Source organism: Acidovorax benzenivorans, from assembly GCF_028680575.1.
Lineage (GTDB): Bacteria > Pseudomonadota > Gammaproteobacteria > Burkholderiales > Burkholderiaceae_C > Acidovorax > Acidovorax benzenivorans.
In genome coordinates this window covers 384,727-401,208 of sequence record NZ_JAPCKI010000002.1, presented here as the reverse complement: position 1 = coordinate 401,208, position 16,482 = coordinate 384,727, and the positions used below count along the sequence as shown (strand labels likewise).

At 64.2% G+C, this 16,482-nt stretch carries 17 protein-coding genes; 7 read left to right on the top strand and 10 right to left on the bottom strand.

The genetic code is table 11. From position 1 onward, the window contains the following. Window position 1: 1 nt before the first annotated feature. The 4 genes from OIN59_RS05275 to OIN59_RS05260 all read right to left on the bottom strand — a co-directional run bounded on the left by OIN59_RS05275 (window position 2) and on the right by OIN59_RS05260 (window position 3,897). Window positions 2-760, bottom strand: coding sequence for an amino acid ABC transporter permease (locus OIN59_RS05275; RefSeq protein ID WP_274107823.1), 759 nt, complete (start codon window positions 758-760; stop codon window positions 2-4). Between the two features lie 108 nt (window positions 761-868). Continuing rightward, window positions 869-1,768: an amino acid ABC transporter substrate-binding protein gene (locus OIN59_RS05270; protein ID WP_274107821.1), complete on the bottom strand. Its 900-nt coding sequence runs from the start codon at window positions 1,766-1,768 to the stop codon at window positions 869-871. Between the two features lie 118 nt (window positions 1,769-1,886). Beyond that, window positions 1,887-2,783: an amino acid ABC transporter substrate-binding protein gene (locus OIN59_RS05265; protein ID WP_274107819.1), complete on the bottom strand. Its 897-nt coding sequence runs from the start codon at window positions 2,781-2,783 to the stop codon at window positions 1,887-1,889. 181 nt (window positions 2,784-2,964) lie between these two features. Then, window positions 2,965-3,897, bottom strand: a complete 933-nt coding sequence (locus tag OIN59_RS05260; protein WP_274107817.1) for a LysR family transcriptional regulator — start codon at window positions 3,895-3,897, stop codon at window positions 2,965-2,967. Window positions 3,898-4,115: 218 nt separating this feature from the next. Between OIN59_RS05260 and OIN59_RS05255 the strand changes: the two genes are divergently transcribed. From OIN59_RS05255 to OIN59_RS05245, 3 genes are read left to right on the top strand one after another with little or no spacing between them, the layout of a single operon-like run. Further along, window positions 4,116-4,664, top strand: coding sequence for a TRAP transporter small permease (locus OIN59_RS05255; protein WP_274107815.1), 549 nt, complete (start codon window positions 4,116-4,118; stop codon window positions 4,662-4,664). Next, on the top strand, window positions 4,661-5,959 hold the full coding sequence (locus OIN59_RS05250) for a TRAP transporter large permease (protein WP_274107813.1): 1,299 nt from the start codon (window positions 4,661-4,663) through the stop codon (window positions 5,957-5,959). Before OIN59_RS05255 ends, OIN59_RS05250 begins: the two co-directional genes overlap by 4 nt. A 43-nt stretch (window positions 5,960-6,002) precedes the next feature. Next, entirely contained in the window at window positions 6,003-7,040 is a 1,038-nt protein-coding gene (locus OIN59_RS05245; protein ID WP_274107811.1) for a DctP family TRAP transporter solute-binding subunit, read from the top strand. A 177-nt stretch (window positions 7,041-7,217) separates the two neighbouring features. On the opposite strand, the gene OIN59_RS05240 is transcribed toward OIN59_RS05245, so the two are convergent. From OIN59_RS05240 to OIN59_RS05230, 3 genes are all read right to left on the bottom strand, one after another. Next, window positions 7,218-7,550, bottom strand: a complete 333-nt coding sequence (locus tag OIN59_RS05240; RefSeq protein WP_274107809.1) for a nucleotide pyrophosphohydrolase — start codon at window positions 7,548-7,550, stop codon at window positions 7,218-7,220. A gap of 71 nt (window positions 7,551-7,621) precedes the next feature. Next, window positions 7,622-8,554 carry a 2-hydroxyacid dehydrogenase gene (locus OIN59_RS05235; protein WP_274107807.1) on the bottom strand — a complete coding sequence of 311 codons (933 nt, stop codon included), beginning with the start codon at window positions 8,552-8,554 and terminating at the stop codon, window positions 7,622-7,624. A 149-nt stretch (window positions 8,555-8,703) separates the two neighbouring features. Then, window positions 8,704-10,569, bottom strand: a complete 1,866-nt coding sequence (locus OIN59_RS05230) for an ABCB family ABC transporter ATP-binding protein/permease (protein ID WP_274107805.1) — start codon at window positions 10,567-10,569, stop codon at window positions 8,704-8,706. A gap of 129 nt (window positions 10,570-10,698) precedes the next feature. On the opposite strand from OIN59_RS05230, the gene OIN59_RS05225 reads away from it, so the two are divergent. Further along, the gene (locus OIN59_RS05225) at window positions 10,699-11,121 is read left to right on the top strand and encodes an acyl-CoA thioesterase (protein ID WP_274107803.1); all 423 of its coding nucleotides are present in this window, start codon (window positions 10,699-10,701) and stop codon (window positions 11,119-11,121) included. A 65-nt stretch (window positions 11,122-11,186) separates the two neighbouring features. Here OIN59_RS05225 and OIN59_RS05220 read toward each other — a convergent pair whose 3' ends face one another. From OIN59_RS05220 to OIN59_RS05210, 3 genes are all read right to left on the bottom strand, one after another. Beyond that, on the bottom strand, window positions 11,187-11,750 hold the full coding sequence (locus OIN59_RS05220) for a bactofilin family protein (RefSeq protein WP_274107801.1): 564 nt from the start codon (window positions 11,748-11,750) through the stop codon (window positions 11,187-11,189). Between the two features lie 214 nt (window positions 11,751-11,964). Further along, complete coding sequence (locus tag OIN59_RS05215; RefSeq protein WP_274107799.1) at window positions 11,965-12,453, bottom strand: thioesterase family protein; 489 nt, start codon at window positions 12,451-12,453, stop codon at window positions 11,965-11,967. 109 nt (window positions 12,454-12,562) lie between these two features. Further along, window positions 12,563-13,360, bottom strand: coding sequence for a crotonase/enoyl-CoA hydratase family protein (locus tag OIN59_RS05210; protein ID WP_274107798.1), 798 nt, complete (start codon window positions 13,358-13,360; stop codon window positions 12,563-12,565). 265 nt (window positions 13,361-13,625) lie between these two features. Between OIN59_RS05210 and OIN59_RS05205 the strand changes: the two genes are divergently transcribed. The 3 genes from OIN59_RS05205 to OIN59_RS05195 are packed head-to-tail and all read left to right on the top strand — an operon-like array spanning window position 13,626 to window position 16,426. Further along, the gene (locus tag OIN59_RS05205; RefSeq protein ID WP_274107796.1) at window positions 13,626-14,501 is read left to right on the top strand and encodes a branched-chain amino acid ABC transporter permease; all 876 of its coding nucleotides are present in this window, start codon (window positions 13,626-13,628) and stop codon (window positions 14,499-14,501) included. 3 nt (window positions 14,502-14,504) lie between these two features. Further along, on the top strand, window positions 14,505-15,581 hold the full coding sequence (locus OIN59_RS05200; protein WP_274107794.1) for a branched-chain amino acid ABC transporter permease: 1,077 nt from the start codon (window positions 14,505-14,507) through the stop codon (window positions 15,579-15,581). Between the two features lie 5 nt (window positions 15,582-15,586). Beyond that, window positions 15,587-16,426, top strand: coding sequence for an ABC transporter ATP-binding protein (locus OIN59_RS05195; protein WP_274107792.1), 840 nt, complete (start codon window positions 15,587-15,589; stop codon window positions 16,424-16,426). Window positions 16,427-16,482 lie beyond the last annotated feature (56 nt).

Here is a 16,482-nt window from a genome sequence, read left to right as displayed (position 1 = left end):
ATCAATGCCCCCCTCCGGCCGCGCCACTCACGACCATGCCAGGGATGCGTGCACGCTTTTCAATGAAGGCCATGATGCGGTTGATCGCAAACGCCGAGATGATGTACAGCGTGGTCACTGCCAGGTAGACCTCAATGCCGCGCGAGGTTTCTTCCTGCGCCTGCATCGCAAACATGGTGAGTTCGGCCACCGACACGGCAAACGCCACGGACGAGTTCTTGAAGATGTTCATCGTCTCGCTGGTCAGCGGCGGAATGATGATGCGAAACGCCATGGGCAGCAGCACATAGCGGTAGGTCTGGAAGGTGGTGAAGCCCATGGCCAGACCGGCATACCGCTGGCCGCGTGGCAGGGCCTGGATGCCCGAGCGCACCTGCTCGGCAATACGTGCCGAGGTGAAAAAGCCCAGCGCCAACACCACCAGCGCAAAACCTGGAACGCCCCTGAGCACAGGGAACAGGCTCGGCAGCACGTGGTACCACAGAAAAATTTGCACCAGCAGCGGAATATTGCGAAACAGCTCGACCCAGGCATTGCCCAGTCGAACGATCATCGGGCGGTCTTGCAAGGTGCGCAGCGTACCGATGAATGAACCTAACACAAGCGCCAGCAACAAGGCCAGCAGCGAAACGGACACCGTCCAGCCCCAGGCCGACAGCATCCAGTCCAGGTACGTGATATCGCCGCCCTTGCCAAAGCAGCCCTGCACCACATCCCGGTCCATGGTGTCCTGGCAGAACACCTGCCAATCCCAACTCATAGGAGCACCCCTTTAATTTTTGGTTGTGCGTTGGGCGCCACCCTTGGCTGCCCCAACAAAAAAGCCCCTTCAAACCGGTTGGCCGAAGGGGCACAAGCTCAGCGAAGATTACTTCTTGGCGTAGTCTTCCATGGGCTTGTCGTTAGGCGATGCCCAGGCTGCCTTGGTGGCGTCCGACATCGGCAGGCCGATCTTGGTGTTGGTCGGTGGCACGGGTTGCATGAACCACTTGTCGTACAGCTTGGCCAGCGAGCCGTCAGCGATCTGGCGCTTGATGCTGTCGTCTACAGCCTTCTTGAAACCAGCGTCATCCTTGCGCAGCATGCAGGCGATGGGTTCCACCGACAACACTTCGCCCACGATCTTGTAGTCGGCTGGGTTCTTGGACTTGGAGACGTTGGCCGCCAGGATGGAGCCGTCCATCACGAAGGCGTCGGCGCGGCCGGTTTCCAGCATCAGGAAGCTGTCTGCGTGGTCCTTGCCAAAGACTTCCTTGAAGTCGATGCCGCCAGCACGTTCATGCTTGCGCAGGGTCTGCACCGAGGTCGTGCCCGTGGTGGTGGCCACAGTCTTGCCGTTCAGGTCCTTGATCGAGGTGATGCCCGAGTTGGCCTTCACCACGGTGCGCACTTCTTCCACATAGGTGGTCACGGCAAACGCCACGTCCTTTTGGCGAGCGGCGTTGTTGGTGGTGGAGCCGCACTCCAGATCCACGGTGCCGTTGGTCACCAGGGGGATGCGGTTTTGCGAGGTCACGGGCTGGTACTTGATATCCAGCTTGGGCAGGCCCAGTTGCTTCTGGATGTCGTGCAGAACGATTTCGCCCATTTCGGTGTGGAAACCCACGTACTTGCCGTTGCCCAGCGTGTACGAAAGACCCGAAGACTCGCGCACGCCCAGCGTCACGCTGCCGGAGGCCTTGATCTTGGCCAAAGTGTCATTGGCCTGGGCAAATACGCTGCCTGCAGCCAAGGCGGTCACGGCAACCGCGAGCAAATGTTTCTTCATAGGGATCTCCTTGTGTTGAAAACGAAAAAAGGGAGGAATTTTAGAGACAGGGGCCTGCCGGGGGTAACCGGTCAGAACCGCACTCCAAAAAGGGGTAACACGCAACCAGGGATATTAGTCAGAACGGAACCTGGTCGGTAGGGTATTTCCAGAAGTCGCGCAACAAGTAACTGACCGGCAGGTTCAGCACGGTGTTATTGGGCGGGATGGGCTTGTTAAACCACTTGTCGTAAATCGGGTAAATCTCGCGGCTGGTAATCAGGCGGCGCATTTCTTCGTCCACCAGTTTTTTGAACTCGGGGTCGTTTTTAGGCAGCATGATGGCCAGCGGCTCAGTGGTCATGAAGCGGCCCACCACTTTGAGCGCCTTGGGGTCGGGCCGCCCGGCGGCCAGGCCATACAGCAGCACATCGTCCATTACAAAAGCATCGGCCTCGCCTTTTTCAACCATCTCCACCGCCTTGGCATGGTCGGGCGCCTCGATGATGGTGATGCCCATCAGGCGCTCGCGGTTGGCCTGGTCGGCCGCCTTCAGGGGCGTGGTGCCCTTGGTAGACACCAGCTTCTTGCCGTTGAGGTCTTCCACGCGGTCGATGGGGCTGGAGGACTTGACCAGCAGACGCGCACCGGTGATGAAATGAGGAATGGTGAAGGCCACCTTCTGGCGCCGCTCGGCGTTGTTGGTGGTGGAACCACACTCCATGTCGGCCTTGCCCTGCTCGATCATGGTGATGCGGTTGGCCGGGGTGACGGGCACCAGCTCGACCTCCATGTCCTTCTTGCCGGTCTTCTTGCGCACCAGCTCGGCCATGCGCAGGCACAGGTCCAGCGCGTAGCCTACGGGCTTGCCCGACTGGCTGTCGATGTACGAAAAAGGCACCGAGGATTCGCGATGGGCGATGACCAGCTTGCCGCCGCTGGCCACGCGCTCCAGCACGCTGGCCTGCGCAGACGCACCGACCGCACAGCACAGTGCTGCGAGGCCCCAGGCCAATCCCCAATGCTGAACTTTCATACGATGCCTCTGTGAAGGAATGAACCGGGTTTGCAATCTTCGTGCCACCGTGGGGCCCTGCCAAGGCACACGCTGCGTTCCACCGATCCGGCGATGGCGCAGACTGTACGTGTCGTTACGGTGAAATTCCAATGCCGTTTGCGCGCACAACTATGCAAAGTGTTTATGTCCGTATTTACCCTTAGCATGAGGCCGCTTGGGCCTGCAGGTAGGTCCACAGCGCCTGCGCCGTACCCTTGGGGGTGTCCTTGCCGTTGGGTTTTTCGCGGTAGGCGCGCACATCCATGGTCATCTGCAGGCCTTCGGTGTCCGGGGGCGCGGCGCTGACCAGGCGGCGCGAACGCAGCTCCTTCTTCACGGCGCTGTGCGGCAAGAAGGCCACACCATGCCCCTCCAGCGCCATGGCCTTGAGACCTTCGGCCATGTCGGTCTCGTACACACGCTCCAGGTGGATGGGCGTTTGCGACTGTTTGAGGATGAGTTCGGTCACCCGCCCCAGGTACGCGCCGGGCGCATAGCCCAGATAGGGCAACGGCTGCCCCGCGCGGCCAGGCAGGCGGTGCACGGGCTGGCCCTCGGCGTCGGCCTTGCTGTAGGGCGACAGCACCTCCTGCCCCAGGCTGACCATTTCATAACGGTCGGCATCGAGCTGAAAGGGCTGCGAAGGGTGGTGGTAGGCAATCAGCAGGTCACACCCGCCCTCGACCAGGCGCATCACCGCGTCGTGCACGTTCAGCGCAATCAGGCGGCTTTTGAACGGGCCGAACTTGTCGTGCAGGCTGGACACCCAGGCCGGGAAGAACGTGAACGCCAGCGTGTGGGGCACGGCAAATTCAATCATGTCCTTGCCAGCGCTGGTGTGCGCGCGCAGCATGGCACGCGTGTTCTGCAGCGCCTGGAGCATTTCCAGGGCCTGGTCGTACAGGGTCTTGCCGGCGGGGGTGAGGCGTGTGGGGTAGGAGCTGCGGTCCACCAGATCGGTGCCGGCCCAGGCCTCCAGCGCCTGGATGCGCCGCGAGAACGCGGGCTGGGTCACGTGCCGCAGCTGCGCTGACCGGCTGAAGCTGCGGGTTTCCGCAAGACTGACGAAATCTTCAAGCCACTTGGTTTCCATCGGCGCATTATCCGCGCGCCGCCTGCACCGTGCCGACGCCCGACATGAGGGTTTACACAGTGCTGACGCGGCGCACCAATGGTGTGCATGCATAGCAACCCATCGCATAATAGAAAGCAGCGCTTACAGCGCTCCGCGTCGAGGCCCCTGGTGCACAACACTGCCGGGCAGGGCGACCCGCATGCCCCCCGTGTTTGTTCTCCTCCTTCCCCTGCCCCATGTCCTCCTCCTCCCCCCAAGGGCCTGCGACCGACGCATTGCCCTGCGCTGCGAGTCCCGAGGCCGAGCCTCGCTCGCTGCGCCTTGAAGACTGGCTCACCGTCATCGTCATGGCGGCCCTCGCACTCATTACCTTTGCCAACGTGCTGGTGCGCTACTTCACCAACTCCTCGTTTGCCTGGACCGAAGAAATCTCCGTGTTCCTGATGATCGCGCTGGCCCTCATCGCAGGCTCTGCCGCCGTCGCGCGTGACCAGCACATCCGCATCGAATACTTTGCCGAGGGCGGCTCTGCGCTGCGCAGCAAGCGCCTGTCGATGCTGGGTGCGGCCACTGTGGCCCTGCTGTTTGGCGTGATTGCCGTGCTGAGCGTGCGCGTGGTGTGGGACGACTACCGCTTTGGCGAGACCTCGCCCGGCATCGGTGTGCCGCAGTGGTGGTATTCGATCTGGCTGCCCGTGTTCTCGGCCCTCATCACGGCGCGCGCCGTGGGCCTGTTCATCCGCCGCAGCCGCACCGCTGAAGCACCCAAGGACGCCCAGCCATGATCGCCACCCTGCTGTTTGTGGCCTTCCTGGGCCTGATGTTTGTGGGCGTGCCGATTGGCGCCGCGCTGGGGCTGGCAGGCGCCGCCGCCATCGCGCTGGCCAATGCCGACAGCCAGTGGTTCGGCCTGTTGGCCGTGCCGCAGAACTTCTACGCCGGCCTGGGCAAATACCCGCTGCTGGCCATCCCGATGTTCGTGCTGGTGGGCTCCATCTTCGACCGCTCGGGCGTGGCGCTGCGCCTCGTGAACTTTGCCGTGGCCATTGTCGGGCGTGGCCCGGGCATGCTGCCGCTGGTGGCCATTGCCGTGGCGATGTTCCTGGGTGGCATCTCGGGCTCGGGCCCGGCCAACGCCGCCGCCGTGGGCGGGGTGATGATCGCGGCCATGTCGCGCGCGGGCTACCCGCCTTCATTCTCGGCCAGCGTGGTGGGGGCTGCGGCCGCTACCGACATCCTGATCCCGCCGTCCGTGGCCTTCATCATCTACTCGGTGCTGGTGCCCGGCGCCTCGGTGCCCGCGCTGTTTGCGGCGGGCATGATCCCCGGCATCCTGGCGGGCGTGGCGCTGATCGTGCCCGCCGTGTGGATGGCGCGCAAGCACAAGATGGGTGCGCTTGAAGCCACCATGCCCCGCCCCCCGTTCTGGAAGAGCCTGCGCGAGGCCACCTGGGGCCTGGCCGCACCGGTGCTGATCCTGGGCGGCATGCGCGCGGGCTGGTTCACGCCGACGGAAGCCGCCGTGGTGGCGGTGTTCTACGGCCTCTTCGTGGGCATGGTGATCCACCGCACGATTTCTGTGCGCGACCTGTTCCCCATCCTGCGCGAATCGGGCGAGCTGTCGGCGGTGATCCTCATCGTGGTCTCGCTCGCGGGCATCTTTGCGTATTCGCTGTCCACACTGGGCGTGATTGACCCGGTGGCCAACGCCATCGTGAACTCGGGCCTGGGCGAGTACGGCGTGCTGGCACTACTCATCGTGCTGCTGATCACGGTGGGCATGTTCCTCGACGGCATCTCGATCTTCCTGATCTTCGTACCGCTGCTCTTGCCCATCATGCAGCACTACAAATGGGACCCGGTCTGGTTCGGCGTGATCCTGACCCTGAAGGTGGCCCTGGGCCAGTTCACCCCCCCGCTGGCCGTGAACCTGATGGTGTCTTGCCGCATTGCCGGTGTGCGCATGGAATCGACCGTGCGCTGGGTGGGCTGGATGCTGTTCGCCATGTTCCTCGTGATGGTGCTGGTGATCGCCTTCCCGCAACTCGCCCTGTGGCTGCCCGCCAAGTTGGGCTATTGACCCGTTCCGTTACTGATGTATTTCTAACTAGGAGACTGAAACAATGAAACTGCGCACCTTCCTCGCTTCCGCCGTGGCCGCTGCCGCCGCCCTGGCTTTCACCGCACCTGCCGCCATCGCACAGACCGCGTACAAGAGCGAGTACCGCATGTCGCTGGTGCTGGGCACCGCCTTCCCCTGGGGCAAGGGTGGTGAGCTGTGGGCCAACAAGGTGCGCGAGCGCACCCAGGGCCGCATCAACATCAAGCTGTACCCCGGCGTCTCGCTGATCCAGGGCGACCAGACGCGCGAGTTCAGCGCGCTGCGCCAGGGCGTGATCGACATGGCCGTGGGCTCCACCATCAACTGGTCTCCGCAGGTCAAGCAGCTCAACCTGTTCTCGCTGCCCTTCCTGTTCCCCGACTACGCAGCGGTGGACGCCGTGACGCAGGGCGATGTGGGCAAGAGCATCTTCGCCACGCTGGACAAGGCCGGTGTGGTGCCATTGGCTTGGGGCGAAAACGGCTACCGCGAAATCTCCAACTCCAAGAAGGCCATCAAGAGCCCTGAAGACCTCAAGGGCCTGAAGATCCGTGTGGTGGGCTCGCCCTTGTTCCTGGACACCTTCACCGCGCTGGGCGCCAACCCCACGCAGATGAGCTGGGCCGACGCACAGCCCGCCTTTGCCAGCGGCGCCGTGGACGGCCAAGAGAACCCGATTGCCGTGTACATGGCCGCCAAGCTGCACACCGTGGCGCAAAAACACGTGACGATGTGGGGCTACGTGAACGACCCGCTGATCTTCGTGGTGAACAAGGACATCTGGGCTTCGTGGACCCCAGCCGACCGCGAGATCGTCAAACAGGCCGCCATCGACGCAGGCAAGGAAGAGATCGCCATTGCCCGCAAGGGCATGGTCGAGGCCGACAAGCCCCTGCTCAAGGACATCGCCGCCAACGGCGTGACCGTGACGCAACTCTCCACCGCCGAGCGCGATGCCTTCGTGAAGGCCACACGCCCCGTGTACGAAAAGTGGAAAGGCCAGATCGGCGCCGACCTGGTGGGCTCGGCCGAGAAGTCCATCGCTGCGCGCAAGAAGTGACTCAGTGAATGAACCCATCACCGGTGCGTAACAGTCGCCCGGTGCATGCAAAAGCCCCGCCATGGCGGGGCTTTTTGCTGGGGGCACTGCGAAGAGGCTGGCAGCAGTGCCATGCCAGCCCATTGCTATTTAGTTGATAGCAACAAAGCCATATTGCACTGGCGCCACCAGCCGCTTTTACTTCAAACCATCCGGCACAGGGTGCTTGACCGCGTTTTTGCGCAGCTTGCGCTCCACCGCCTCGGCCAGGTCCACCCCCGCGTGGTCGGCCAGTTGCAGCAGGTACAGCAACACATCGGCCACCTCGTCGCCGATGGGCTCCTTCAGCGCCGGGTCATCACGCGCCGCCAGCGACTGCTCGGGCGTCATCCACTGAAAGATCTCGGCCAGCTCGGCCGCCTCCACCATCAGCGCCATGGCCAGGTTCTTGGGGGTGTGAAACGGCTGCCACTGCCGCTCGGCGGCAAAGGCGCGCAGCCGCGCCTGCAAGGCATCTACATCCAGGGACATCACCGTTACTCCTGATTTGATAGCTACTCGCGCTTATACATAAAGCGCCAGAGGCATTTTTAACCCAAATCTCAGAGTGGAGACACCGGCGCCTGGCCCGCCAGATGGCGCCGGGCGTTTTCCATGAAACGGTCCACTGAGGCCTGCACCGCTTCGGGCGACCAGCCCGCTACGTGGGGTGTGAGCACCACGTTGTCCAGGTCCAGCAGCTCGGCGGGTGGCGCGGGCTCGCTCTCGTACACATCCAGCCCTGCCGCGGCAATGCGGCCTTCGCGCAGCGCAGCAGCCAGGGCGGTGGTGTCGATCACGCTGCCGCGTGCGATGTTGACCACCACGCCGCGCGGGCCCAGCGCGTTCAGCACCTCCGCGTTGACCAGGTGTTTGGTGCCCGCGCCGCCCGGCGTGGCAACCACGAGAAAGTCCGCCCATTCAGCCAGCGCAGTCACATCACCAAAGTAGCGGTAGGGCACATCGGTGCGCGCGCTGCGGTTGTGGTAACCCACCTCGATCTCGAAGCCCAGCGCACGCTGCGCGATCTTCTTGCCAATGGTGCCCAGGCCGATGATGCCCAGCCGCTTGTGCGACACGTTGGGCGGCAGCGGCAAGGCCGTGCGCCAGATGCCTGCCCGCGTGGCCTTGTCCAGCGGCAGGATGCGGCGCTGCGCCGCAATCAGCAGGCCCCAGGTGTGGTCGGCCACACAGTCGTCATTGGTGCCCGCGCCCGTGGCCACCACCACGCCGCGCGCCTTGGCGTAGTCCACGGCGATGTTCTCGTAGCCAGCGCCCAGCGCGCAGATGAGCGTGAGCGCGGGCAGCGCGTCGATCTGCGCAGGGCTCAAGCCCACGGCCCCAATGGTCAGCACCACGCGCACGCGGCTGCCGTGCTGCGCAATGGCGGCGGCGGCCTGCGGCGCGTCGGGGGCGTAGATCACTTCGAAGGTCTGGGCCATCTGGGCGATGTGCTCTTCAGACAGGAACATGAGGGCGAGAAGGACTGGCTTCATGGGTCAATGCAATATCAAAAATAAAAATCTGCGAAAACGGCAACCGTGCAGCTTGCACGGCCTACCTCCGCGCAGAGCGGATACAACCGGCGCGGTCCCGGCGAGAGACGCCTAGCAAGGGCCGCCCCGCAGCGAAGGCGTCGTCCCCCTCAGGGGGATGGCGCCGCAGGCGACTCAGGGGGGCCTTCCTGTTGCAAGGACCACATGCTCGCGTAGCGGCCACCCAGGGCCAGCAGTTGGGCGTGCGTGCCGCGCTCGATGATGCGGCCCGTGTCCATGACCAGGATCTCGTGCGCGTCCACCACCGTGGACAGGCGGTGCGCAATCACCAGCGTGGTCTTGTTCTGCGCCACGCCCTGCAGCTCGGCCTGGATGGCGCGCTCGTTGGCCGAGTCCAGCGCGCTGGTGGCCTCGTCAAAGATCAGGATGGGTGGGTTCTTGAGCAGAGTGCGCGCAATCGCCACGCGCTGCTTTTCGCCACCCGAGAGCTTGAGCCCCCGCTCGCCCACCGTGGTGGCATAGCCCTTGGGGGCACTGGCGATGAAGTCGTGGATGCGAGCGGCGCGAGCGGCCGATTCGATCTCGTCCTGGCTGGCGCCGGGGCGGCCGTAGGCGATGTTGTAGGCCACGGTGTCGTTGAACAGCACCGTGTCCTGCGGCACGATGCCAATGGCCTGGCGCACGCTGGCCTGCGTCACGCTGCGGATCTCTTGCCCCGCAATGGTGATGCGGCCTTGCTGGATGTCGTAGAACCGGAACAGCAGGCGCGCTAGCGTGCTCTTGCCCGAGCCCGAGGGCCCCACCACCGCCACCGTCTTGCCCGCCGGGATCTCGAAGCTGATACCTTGCAGGATGGTGCGCCCCCCCTTGGGGTCGTAGGCAAACACCACGCCCTCGAAGCGCACGGTGGGCTGGTCCAGCCCCGCCAGCGGCTGGGCGCCGGGCGCATCGGCCACCTCGCGCTCCTTGTCCATCAGTGTGAACATCTTGTCCAGGTCGGTGAGGCTCTGCTTGATTTCGCGGTAGATCACGCCCAGAAAGTTGAGCGGGATGTACAGCTGGATCATGAAGGCATTGACCATGACGAGGTCGCCCAGCGTCATGCGCCCATCGACCACGCCCTGTGTAGCGCGCCAGAGCATGGCCACCAGGCCCACGGCAATGATGAGTTGCTGGCCGGTGTTGAGCACGGACAGCGTGGTCTGGCTCTTGAGCCGCGCACGGCGCAGGCGCTCCAGGCTTTCGTCGTAGCGGCGGGCCTCAAAGCCCTCGTTGTTGAAGTATTTGACGGTTTCGTAGTTGAGCAGCGAGTCCACGGCCTTGGAGTGCGCTGCCGAGTCGAACTCGTTGGCCTCGCGGCGGAACTGCGTTCGCCACTCGGTCACCAGCACCGTGAACGTGATGTACAGCGCCAGCGCCGCCAGCGTGATCCACGCAAACCAGGCGTCGAACTTGATGGCCAGCACCGACAGCACCAGCACCACCTCGACCAGGGTGGCGACCACGTTGAACAGCGTGAAAGAGATCAGCGACTCGATGCCGCGCACGCCACGCTCGATGTCGCGGGTCATGCCACCGGTCTGCCGCTCCAGGTGAAACCGCAGGCTGAGCGCGTGCAGATGCTCAAACGTCTGCAGCGCAATTGAGCGCGCCGCGCCCTGCGTGGCCTTGGCAAACACCAGTTCGCGCAGCTCGGTAAACAGCGACGTGGACAGCCGCAGCGCGCCATAGGCCAGCAGCAACCCCACCGGCACGACCAGCAGCGCGGCGGGGTCGCCCGGCTTCAGGCTCATGGCGTCCACCAGCGTCTTGAGCAGGATGGGCACGCCCACGTTGGCGAACTTGGCGCCCACCATGAAGACGATGGCGGCGATCACGCGCCATTTGTATTGCCACAGGTAGGGCAGCAATCGGTGCAGGGTGACCCAGTCCGACTGGACCGGGGCAGGGCTGGCGGCCGTGCCAGGGGCGGTGGCACCGGGCGCGGTAGGGGCGGTTTCGCCGTGGTGGCGCATGGGGGACAATTCCGGTTATTGTTGTTTTTACCGACCCGGCTGATGCCAAGTGGTTTTTTGCGGGCGAGCCGCCTTGCGAAACCCCAGGTTCCTTCAAGGATTGGCTCAGCCCCAACCGAGATTGTGCCCATGTCTGCCGTTTTCAGCCCACCACCCGCCGCATTGCCCACCGACAAGGAACTGGTGCTCAAGGTCATCCCCATGCCCGCCGACACCAACGGCAATGGCGACATTTTTGGCGGCTGGGTAATGGCGCAGGTGGACTTGGCGGGCTCCGTGCTGCCCGCCCGCTACATCCAGGGCCGCATGGCCACAGTAGCGGTCAATGAATTCATCTTCAAGCAGCCCGTGCGCGTGGGCGACATCCTGTCGTTCTTCTCGTCCATCACACGGGTGGGCAACACCTCGGTCACCGTGGAGGTGGAGGTGTATGCCGAACGTTTTGCCGACCAGGGCCGGTACGTGAAGGTGACCGAGGCACGCCTGACCTATGTGGCCATTGATGACCAAGGCAGGCCGCGCCCCGTGCCCAAGCACAACGCGCCGGCGTAAGGGCACCGAAGGCCGGCCCGCGCAGACCGCGCCCGCAGCGTGCGGACGCCTTCATGGATGATCGGTCAGGCCGCCAGTGCAGTGGCCGGTTCGGTGCGCAAAGGGGCTGTCGTGCGCTGCAGATTGCTGCTGGATGACGAGGGCGAGAACCCGGCCTCGATCTCGCCCGCCAGTTGCCCACCCTCTTCCACCACCAGCTTGCCGTAACGGATCTTGCCGTTGACCTTGCCGGTGCTGTAGATGACGAGCTTTTGCCGCACGGTGAGCGTGCCGTTGAACTCGCCGTGGATCTCGGCAATGTCGATCTCGGCCGAGCCCTTGAAGGCACCGTGCTCCGAGATCTGGATCACGCGCGAATCCATGGTGGCTTCAACAGTGCCTTCGACCACGAGGGTGTCGCAATCGGTGATCTCTACGCCCTTCAGTTTGATGTTCGGGCCCACCGTGAGCTTGCTGCCAGAGCTGTCGCTGGCGCTGCTCGACTTGGGGGCTGCCGACGCAGACACCGATTGCGCAGATGCCGCACTGCTGGCCGCAGCGCCGCCCAATACGGAGCCTGAGGTGGTGCTGTTACGGGGTTGGAACGACTCGGGTTCACGCTTGCCAAAGAAGGGGTTTTGCACGGCCATCAGATCTCCTTGAAAAGAGAGTCATCGTAGGTACCGCGCCCCGTCAAAGATGCCTTCGTTACGCAAGAACAGTAACCAAACGGTTCTCTCGTAGCATGCGCTTGCAAGGCTTGCGGGATCACACATCCGACGCACGGCCACGCGCCCTGCAGCGAGGCACCGGTGCCCTGCATGCCCCACGCATGCGGCGAGGCTGCTCAGGCGGCGGTCCGAATCAAGAGACGATGTAAGCCGCAGCCCCTGCCGACATGATCTGCCCGTCCGGCCCCAGAAACTCCATGCGCGTCGTGGCCACGCGCGAGCCCAGGCGCAGCACCTGCGCGCGCAGCTCGAAGTGGCTGCCAATGCCGGGGCGCAGGTAGTCGATGCGCAAGTCGATGGTGCCCAGCTTGGCAAAGCGGTGCAGGCGCTGCTCGGGCGCCTCGTCCAGGTGTTTGGCGCCAATCGCGGCCATCACGGCCAGCCCGCCCATGGCATCGAGCCCCGCGCTGATCACGCCACCGTGGATGCGGTTGTAGGCATAGTGGCCGACCAGATCGGGCTTCATGTCGATGCGGCCCACCACACCATCGGGTGCCAGCGAAGTGATCTTGAGGCCCAGCACCTGGTTGAACACGATCTTTTCTTCAAAGATGGATTTGAGCCCGGCGATGAACTCAGGCTCGAAGGCTTGCGGGGTGGCGGTGGCGGTGGATTTGCTCATGGGTCTCCTGGGGTCAATGCGGGACGGTGCCTGCCATCGACGCCATCCAGATACTCCTGATTTTGTAGCTGCTCGCGCTTATTAGATAAGCGCCAGAGGCCATTTTGATCTAAAACTGGCCGTGACGCCCTTGCCCCAAGGCAAAACGCGAGGCGCCGCGCAACGCTTCGGCCAGGCATTCGCGGCCACCGGCCCATTCCTGCAGCAGGGCTTGCTGTAACGGCAGGCCTTCGGCGGCGAGCGCACTGGCGCGGTCTGCGCGCAGGGTGGCCTGTGGGAAGGCCGCTATTTCGCGGGCCAGCGCCAGGGCTGCCTCCAGCGCCTGCCCGGTGGGCACCACGCGGTTGCACAGCCCCATGCGCAGGGCCTCGGCCGACTCCACCTTGCGTCCCGTCAGGATCAGGTCCAGCGCGTGCGACAGCCCCACAAGGCGCGGCAGGCGTACCGTGCCGCCGTCGATCAGCGGCACGCCAAACCGGCGGCAGAACACGCCCATGTACGCGTCCTCCGCCATCACGCGCAGGTCGCACCACAGTGCCAGCTCCATGCCACCGGCCACAGCGGCGCCTTCTATCGCCGCGATCACCGGCTTGGACAGATGCAGGCGGCTCGGGCCCATGGGCCCTGGCGGGTGGACCGCATCGGCAGTGAAGTCGAGCGTCTCGGCCAGCGCCTCGGGCGCGACGCCATCGGCCAGCAGGCGCGCGCCAGACTGCAGATCCCAGCCCGCACAAAAGTGTCCGCCAGCACCTTGGAACACCGCCACATCGGCGTTTTCATCGTGCTCAAAGGCTACAAAGGCCGCATGCAGCGCGCGGGCCGTGTGGGCATCGACCGCGTTGCGCACATCGGGCCGGTGCAATGTCACTAGCGTGACACCGCCTCGCGTTTCAACCTCTACAGACATGCGGCTCTCCTGTGGTTCTCCCACCCGACGTTATTCCTCTTGCGCAGGGTGCAGCACTGCGTCAATATCCGCCGTTACCCGCCCCCATCAGGGTTAGCCCCGAGTGCGGTATGCGCCTGGCGCGTGCACCATTATTTATGCAAAGCAATCGCTTTGTAAAAATATTCTGCAGGTCTTGTGCCCACAGGGTTTCACAAAGCGCGTGGCGTCAGTCACCACACCCTTTGCACCCCCATCGGCCCAGGTCTCAATCTGGAGAGCCCGAGTGCAATTTGTGCAACTGTTGATCAGCGGCATCTCCCAGGGGTGCATCTACGGCCTGATCGCGCTGGGTTTCGTGCTCATCTACAAGGCCACGGAGACCGTGAGCTTCGCCCAGGGCGAGTTGATGATGCTCGGTGCGTTCTGCGGCCTGGCGCTCATGACGGTGCTGGGCTTTCCCTTCTGGGTGGCGGTGCTCGCCAGCATCCTCGCCATGGGCTGCTTTGGCGTGGTGCTGGAGCGCGCCGTCATTCGCCCCATCCTGGGCCAGCCCGCCTTCTCCATCGTCATGCTCACCATCGGCATCGGCTACGTACTGCGCGGGCTGGTCACGATGATCCCCAACATCGGCACCGAGACTCACACGCTGCCCGTGCCCTACAAAGACCTGTCGTTCCGCCTCGGCGCGCTGGTGCTCAACGCCGAGCAGTTGGTGGTGATTGGCGCCACGGGCGTGTTGTGTGTGCTGCTGTTTGCCATGTTCCGCTACAGCAAGCTGGGCGTTGCCATGCAGGCGTCGTCGCAAAACCAATTGGCGGCCTACTACATGGGCATCCCTGTGCAGAGGCTCAACGGCCTGGCCTGGGGCCTGGCCGCCGCCGTGGCGGCCGTGGCGGGCCTGCTGCTGGCGCCCATCACCTTCGTGCACGCCAACATGGGGCTCATCGGGCTCAAGGCCTTCCCGGCCGCTGTGGTGGGCGGCTTTGGCAGCCTGCCGGGCGCCATCGTGGGCGGTCTGGTCATCGGCATCGTCGAATCGCTCTCAGGTTTTTATCTGCCCGATGGCTTCAAGGACACCGCCGCCTACATCGTGGTGCTGGTCATGCTCATGGTGAAGCCCAACGGACTGTTCGGCGAGAAGCTGAGAAAGAAAGTCTGACCCATGCGCTTCATCTTCAAGACCAGCTACGAACAAGATCTGCGCCTGGCCAAACATGGCGGGCATGTGTTCTGGTACAGCCTGCTGGCCGTGGCGCTGGTGGCCGCCCCCTGGGTGGCGCCCGAGTATTGGCTGGCGCAGCTGACCTTTGTGCTGATCTACGCCATCGTGGGCCTGGGGCTCATGCTGCTGGCGGGCTTTACGGGGCTGTTCTCGCTGGGGCATGCGGCCTTCCTGGGCGTGGGGGCGTACACGCAGGCGGTGCTCACAGGCATGGGCTGGCCGTTTGCGCTATCGCTGGCCTGCGCGGCGGGGCTGTCGGCGGCAGTGGGCGTGGTGGTGGGGCTGCCAGCGCTGCGCGTCAAGGGCATCTACCTGGGCATGGCCACGCTGTCGTTCGGCTTCATTGTGGAAGAGGTGTTCGCGCGGTGGGAGTCGGTGACGGGCGGCAACTCGGGCAAGCACCTGGTGCCACCGCAGATCGCGGGCTACTCGTTCGAGTCCACCGAGTCGTTTTACTTTCTGTGTCTCGTGATTGCCGTGGTCAGCACGCTGGCCATCCTGAACCTGCTGCGCTCGCCCACGGGCCGGGCCTTTGTGGCCATCCGCGATTCAGAGATTTCGGCGCAGAGCATGGGCATCCACCTCGCGCGCTACAAGACGTTGTCGTTCTCGATCTCGGCAGCCCTGGCTGGCATTGGCGGCGCGTTGTACGCGCACAAGCTGCAGTTCATCTCACCGGACCAGTTCAACATCCTGCAGTCCATCGACCTGCTGCTGATGATCGTGATCGGCGGGCTGGGCTCGGTGCATGGTGCATTCCTGGGGGCCATCTTCCTCATCACCATGCCCCAGATGATTTCGCTCTCCAAGGACTGGCTGCCCGCCGCCATCGGCCAGGCACCGGGTCTGCAGGCGGTGGTCTATGGCGCGGTGCTGATCGCCTTTGTGTTGTTCGAGCCCATGGGGTTGTACGGCCGCTGGCTCAAGGTGCGCACCTGGCTGCAGATGTTCCCGTTCTACCGCAGGGGCCTGTTCAAGCGGCAGAAGTCGTTCCAAAAGTCCGACCGGTTGAAATGACAGTTATGACCAGCGAATTGCTCCTTTCGGCCCAGAACCTCAGCGTGCGCTTCGGCGGCGTGCTGGCGGTCAACAACGTGAGTTTCGACGTGCGCCGTGGCGAGGTGTTCACCCTCATCGGCCCCAACGGCGCGGGCAAGACGACGGTGTTCAACCTCATCAGCCGCATCTACACGCCTACCAACGGCACCATTGCCTATGCCGCCCCCGGTGGCGCGATGCTGCCGCTGACGGACCAGCCGCCACACAAGGTGGCGGGACTGGGCATTGCGCGCACCTTTCAGAACATCGAACTCTTCGAACACGCGAGCGTGCTGCACAACCTGCTGATCGGCCGCCACACGCGCCGCGAGACCGGACTGTGGGCCGACATGCTGTTCACCCGCAAGGTGCGCAACGCCGAGGTGCGCGCCCGCGAGAAGGCCGAGCAGATCATCGATTTTCTTGACCTGCAGCACTACCGCGACACCATGGTGGCCGGCCTGCCCTATGGCGTGCGCAAGGTGGTGGAGCTGGCCCGCGCGCTGTGCACCGAACCTCAACTGTTGCTGCTCGACGAGCCATCGTCGGGCCTGAATGTGGAGGAGACCGACGACATGGCCTTCTGGATCCAGGACATCCAGCACGAGCTGGGCATCACGGTGCTGATGGTGGAGCACGACATGTCGCTGGTGTCCAAGGTGTCCGACCGCGTGCTGGCCATGAACCAGGGCGAGGTCGTGGCCATGGGCACGCCGCGCGAGGTGCAGTCGCACCCCGGCGTGATCGAGGCGTACCTGGGCACCATTGACGATGTGAGCAACCTGCGCCGCCCGGCGGGTTCCCACCTGGGGGTTCGGGCATGAGCGCCGCGCCGGGCCGCCCCAAGCAAGCTCGCACCGCAGTGCGCAGCACGGAGGTT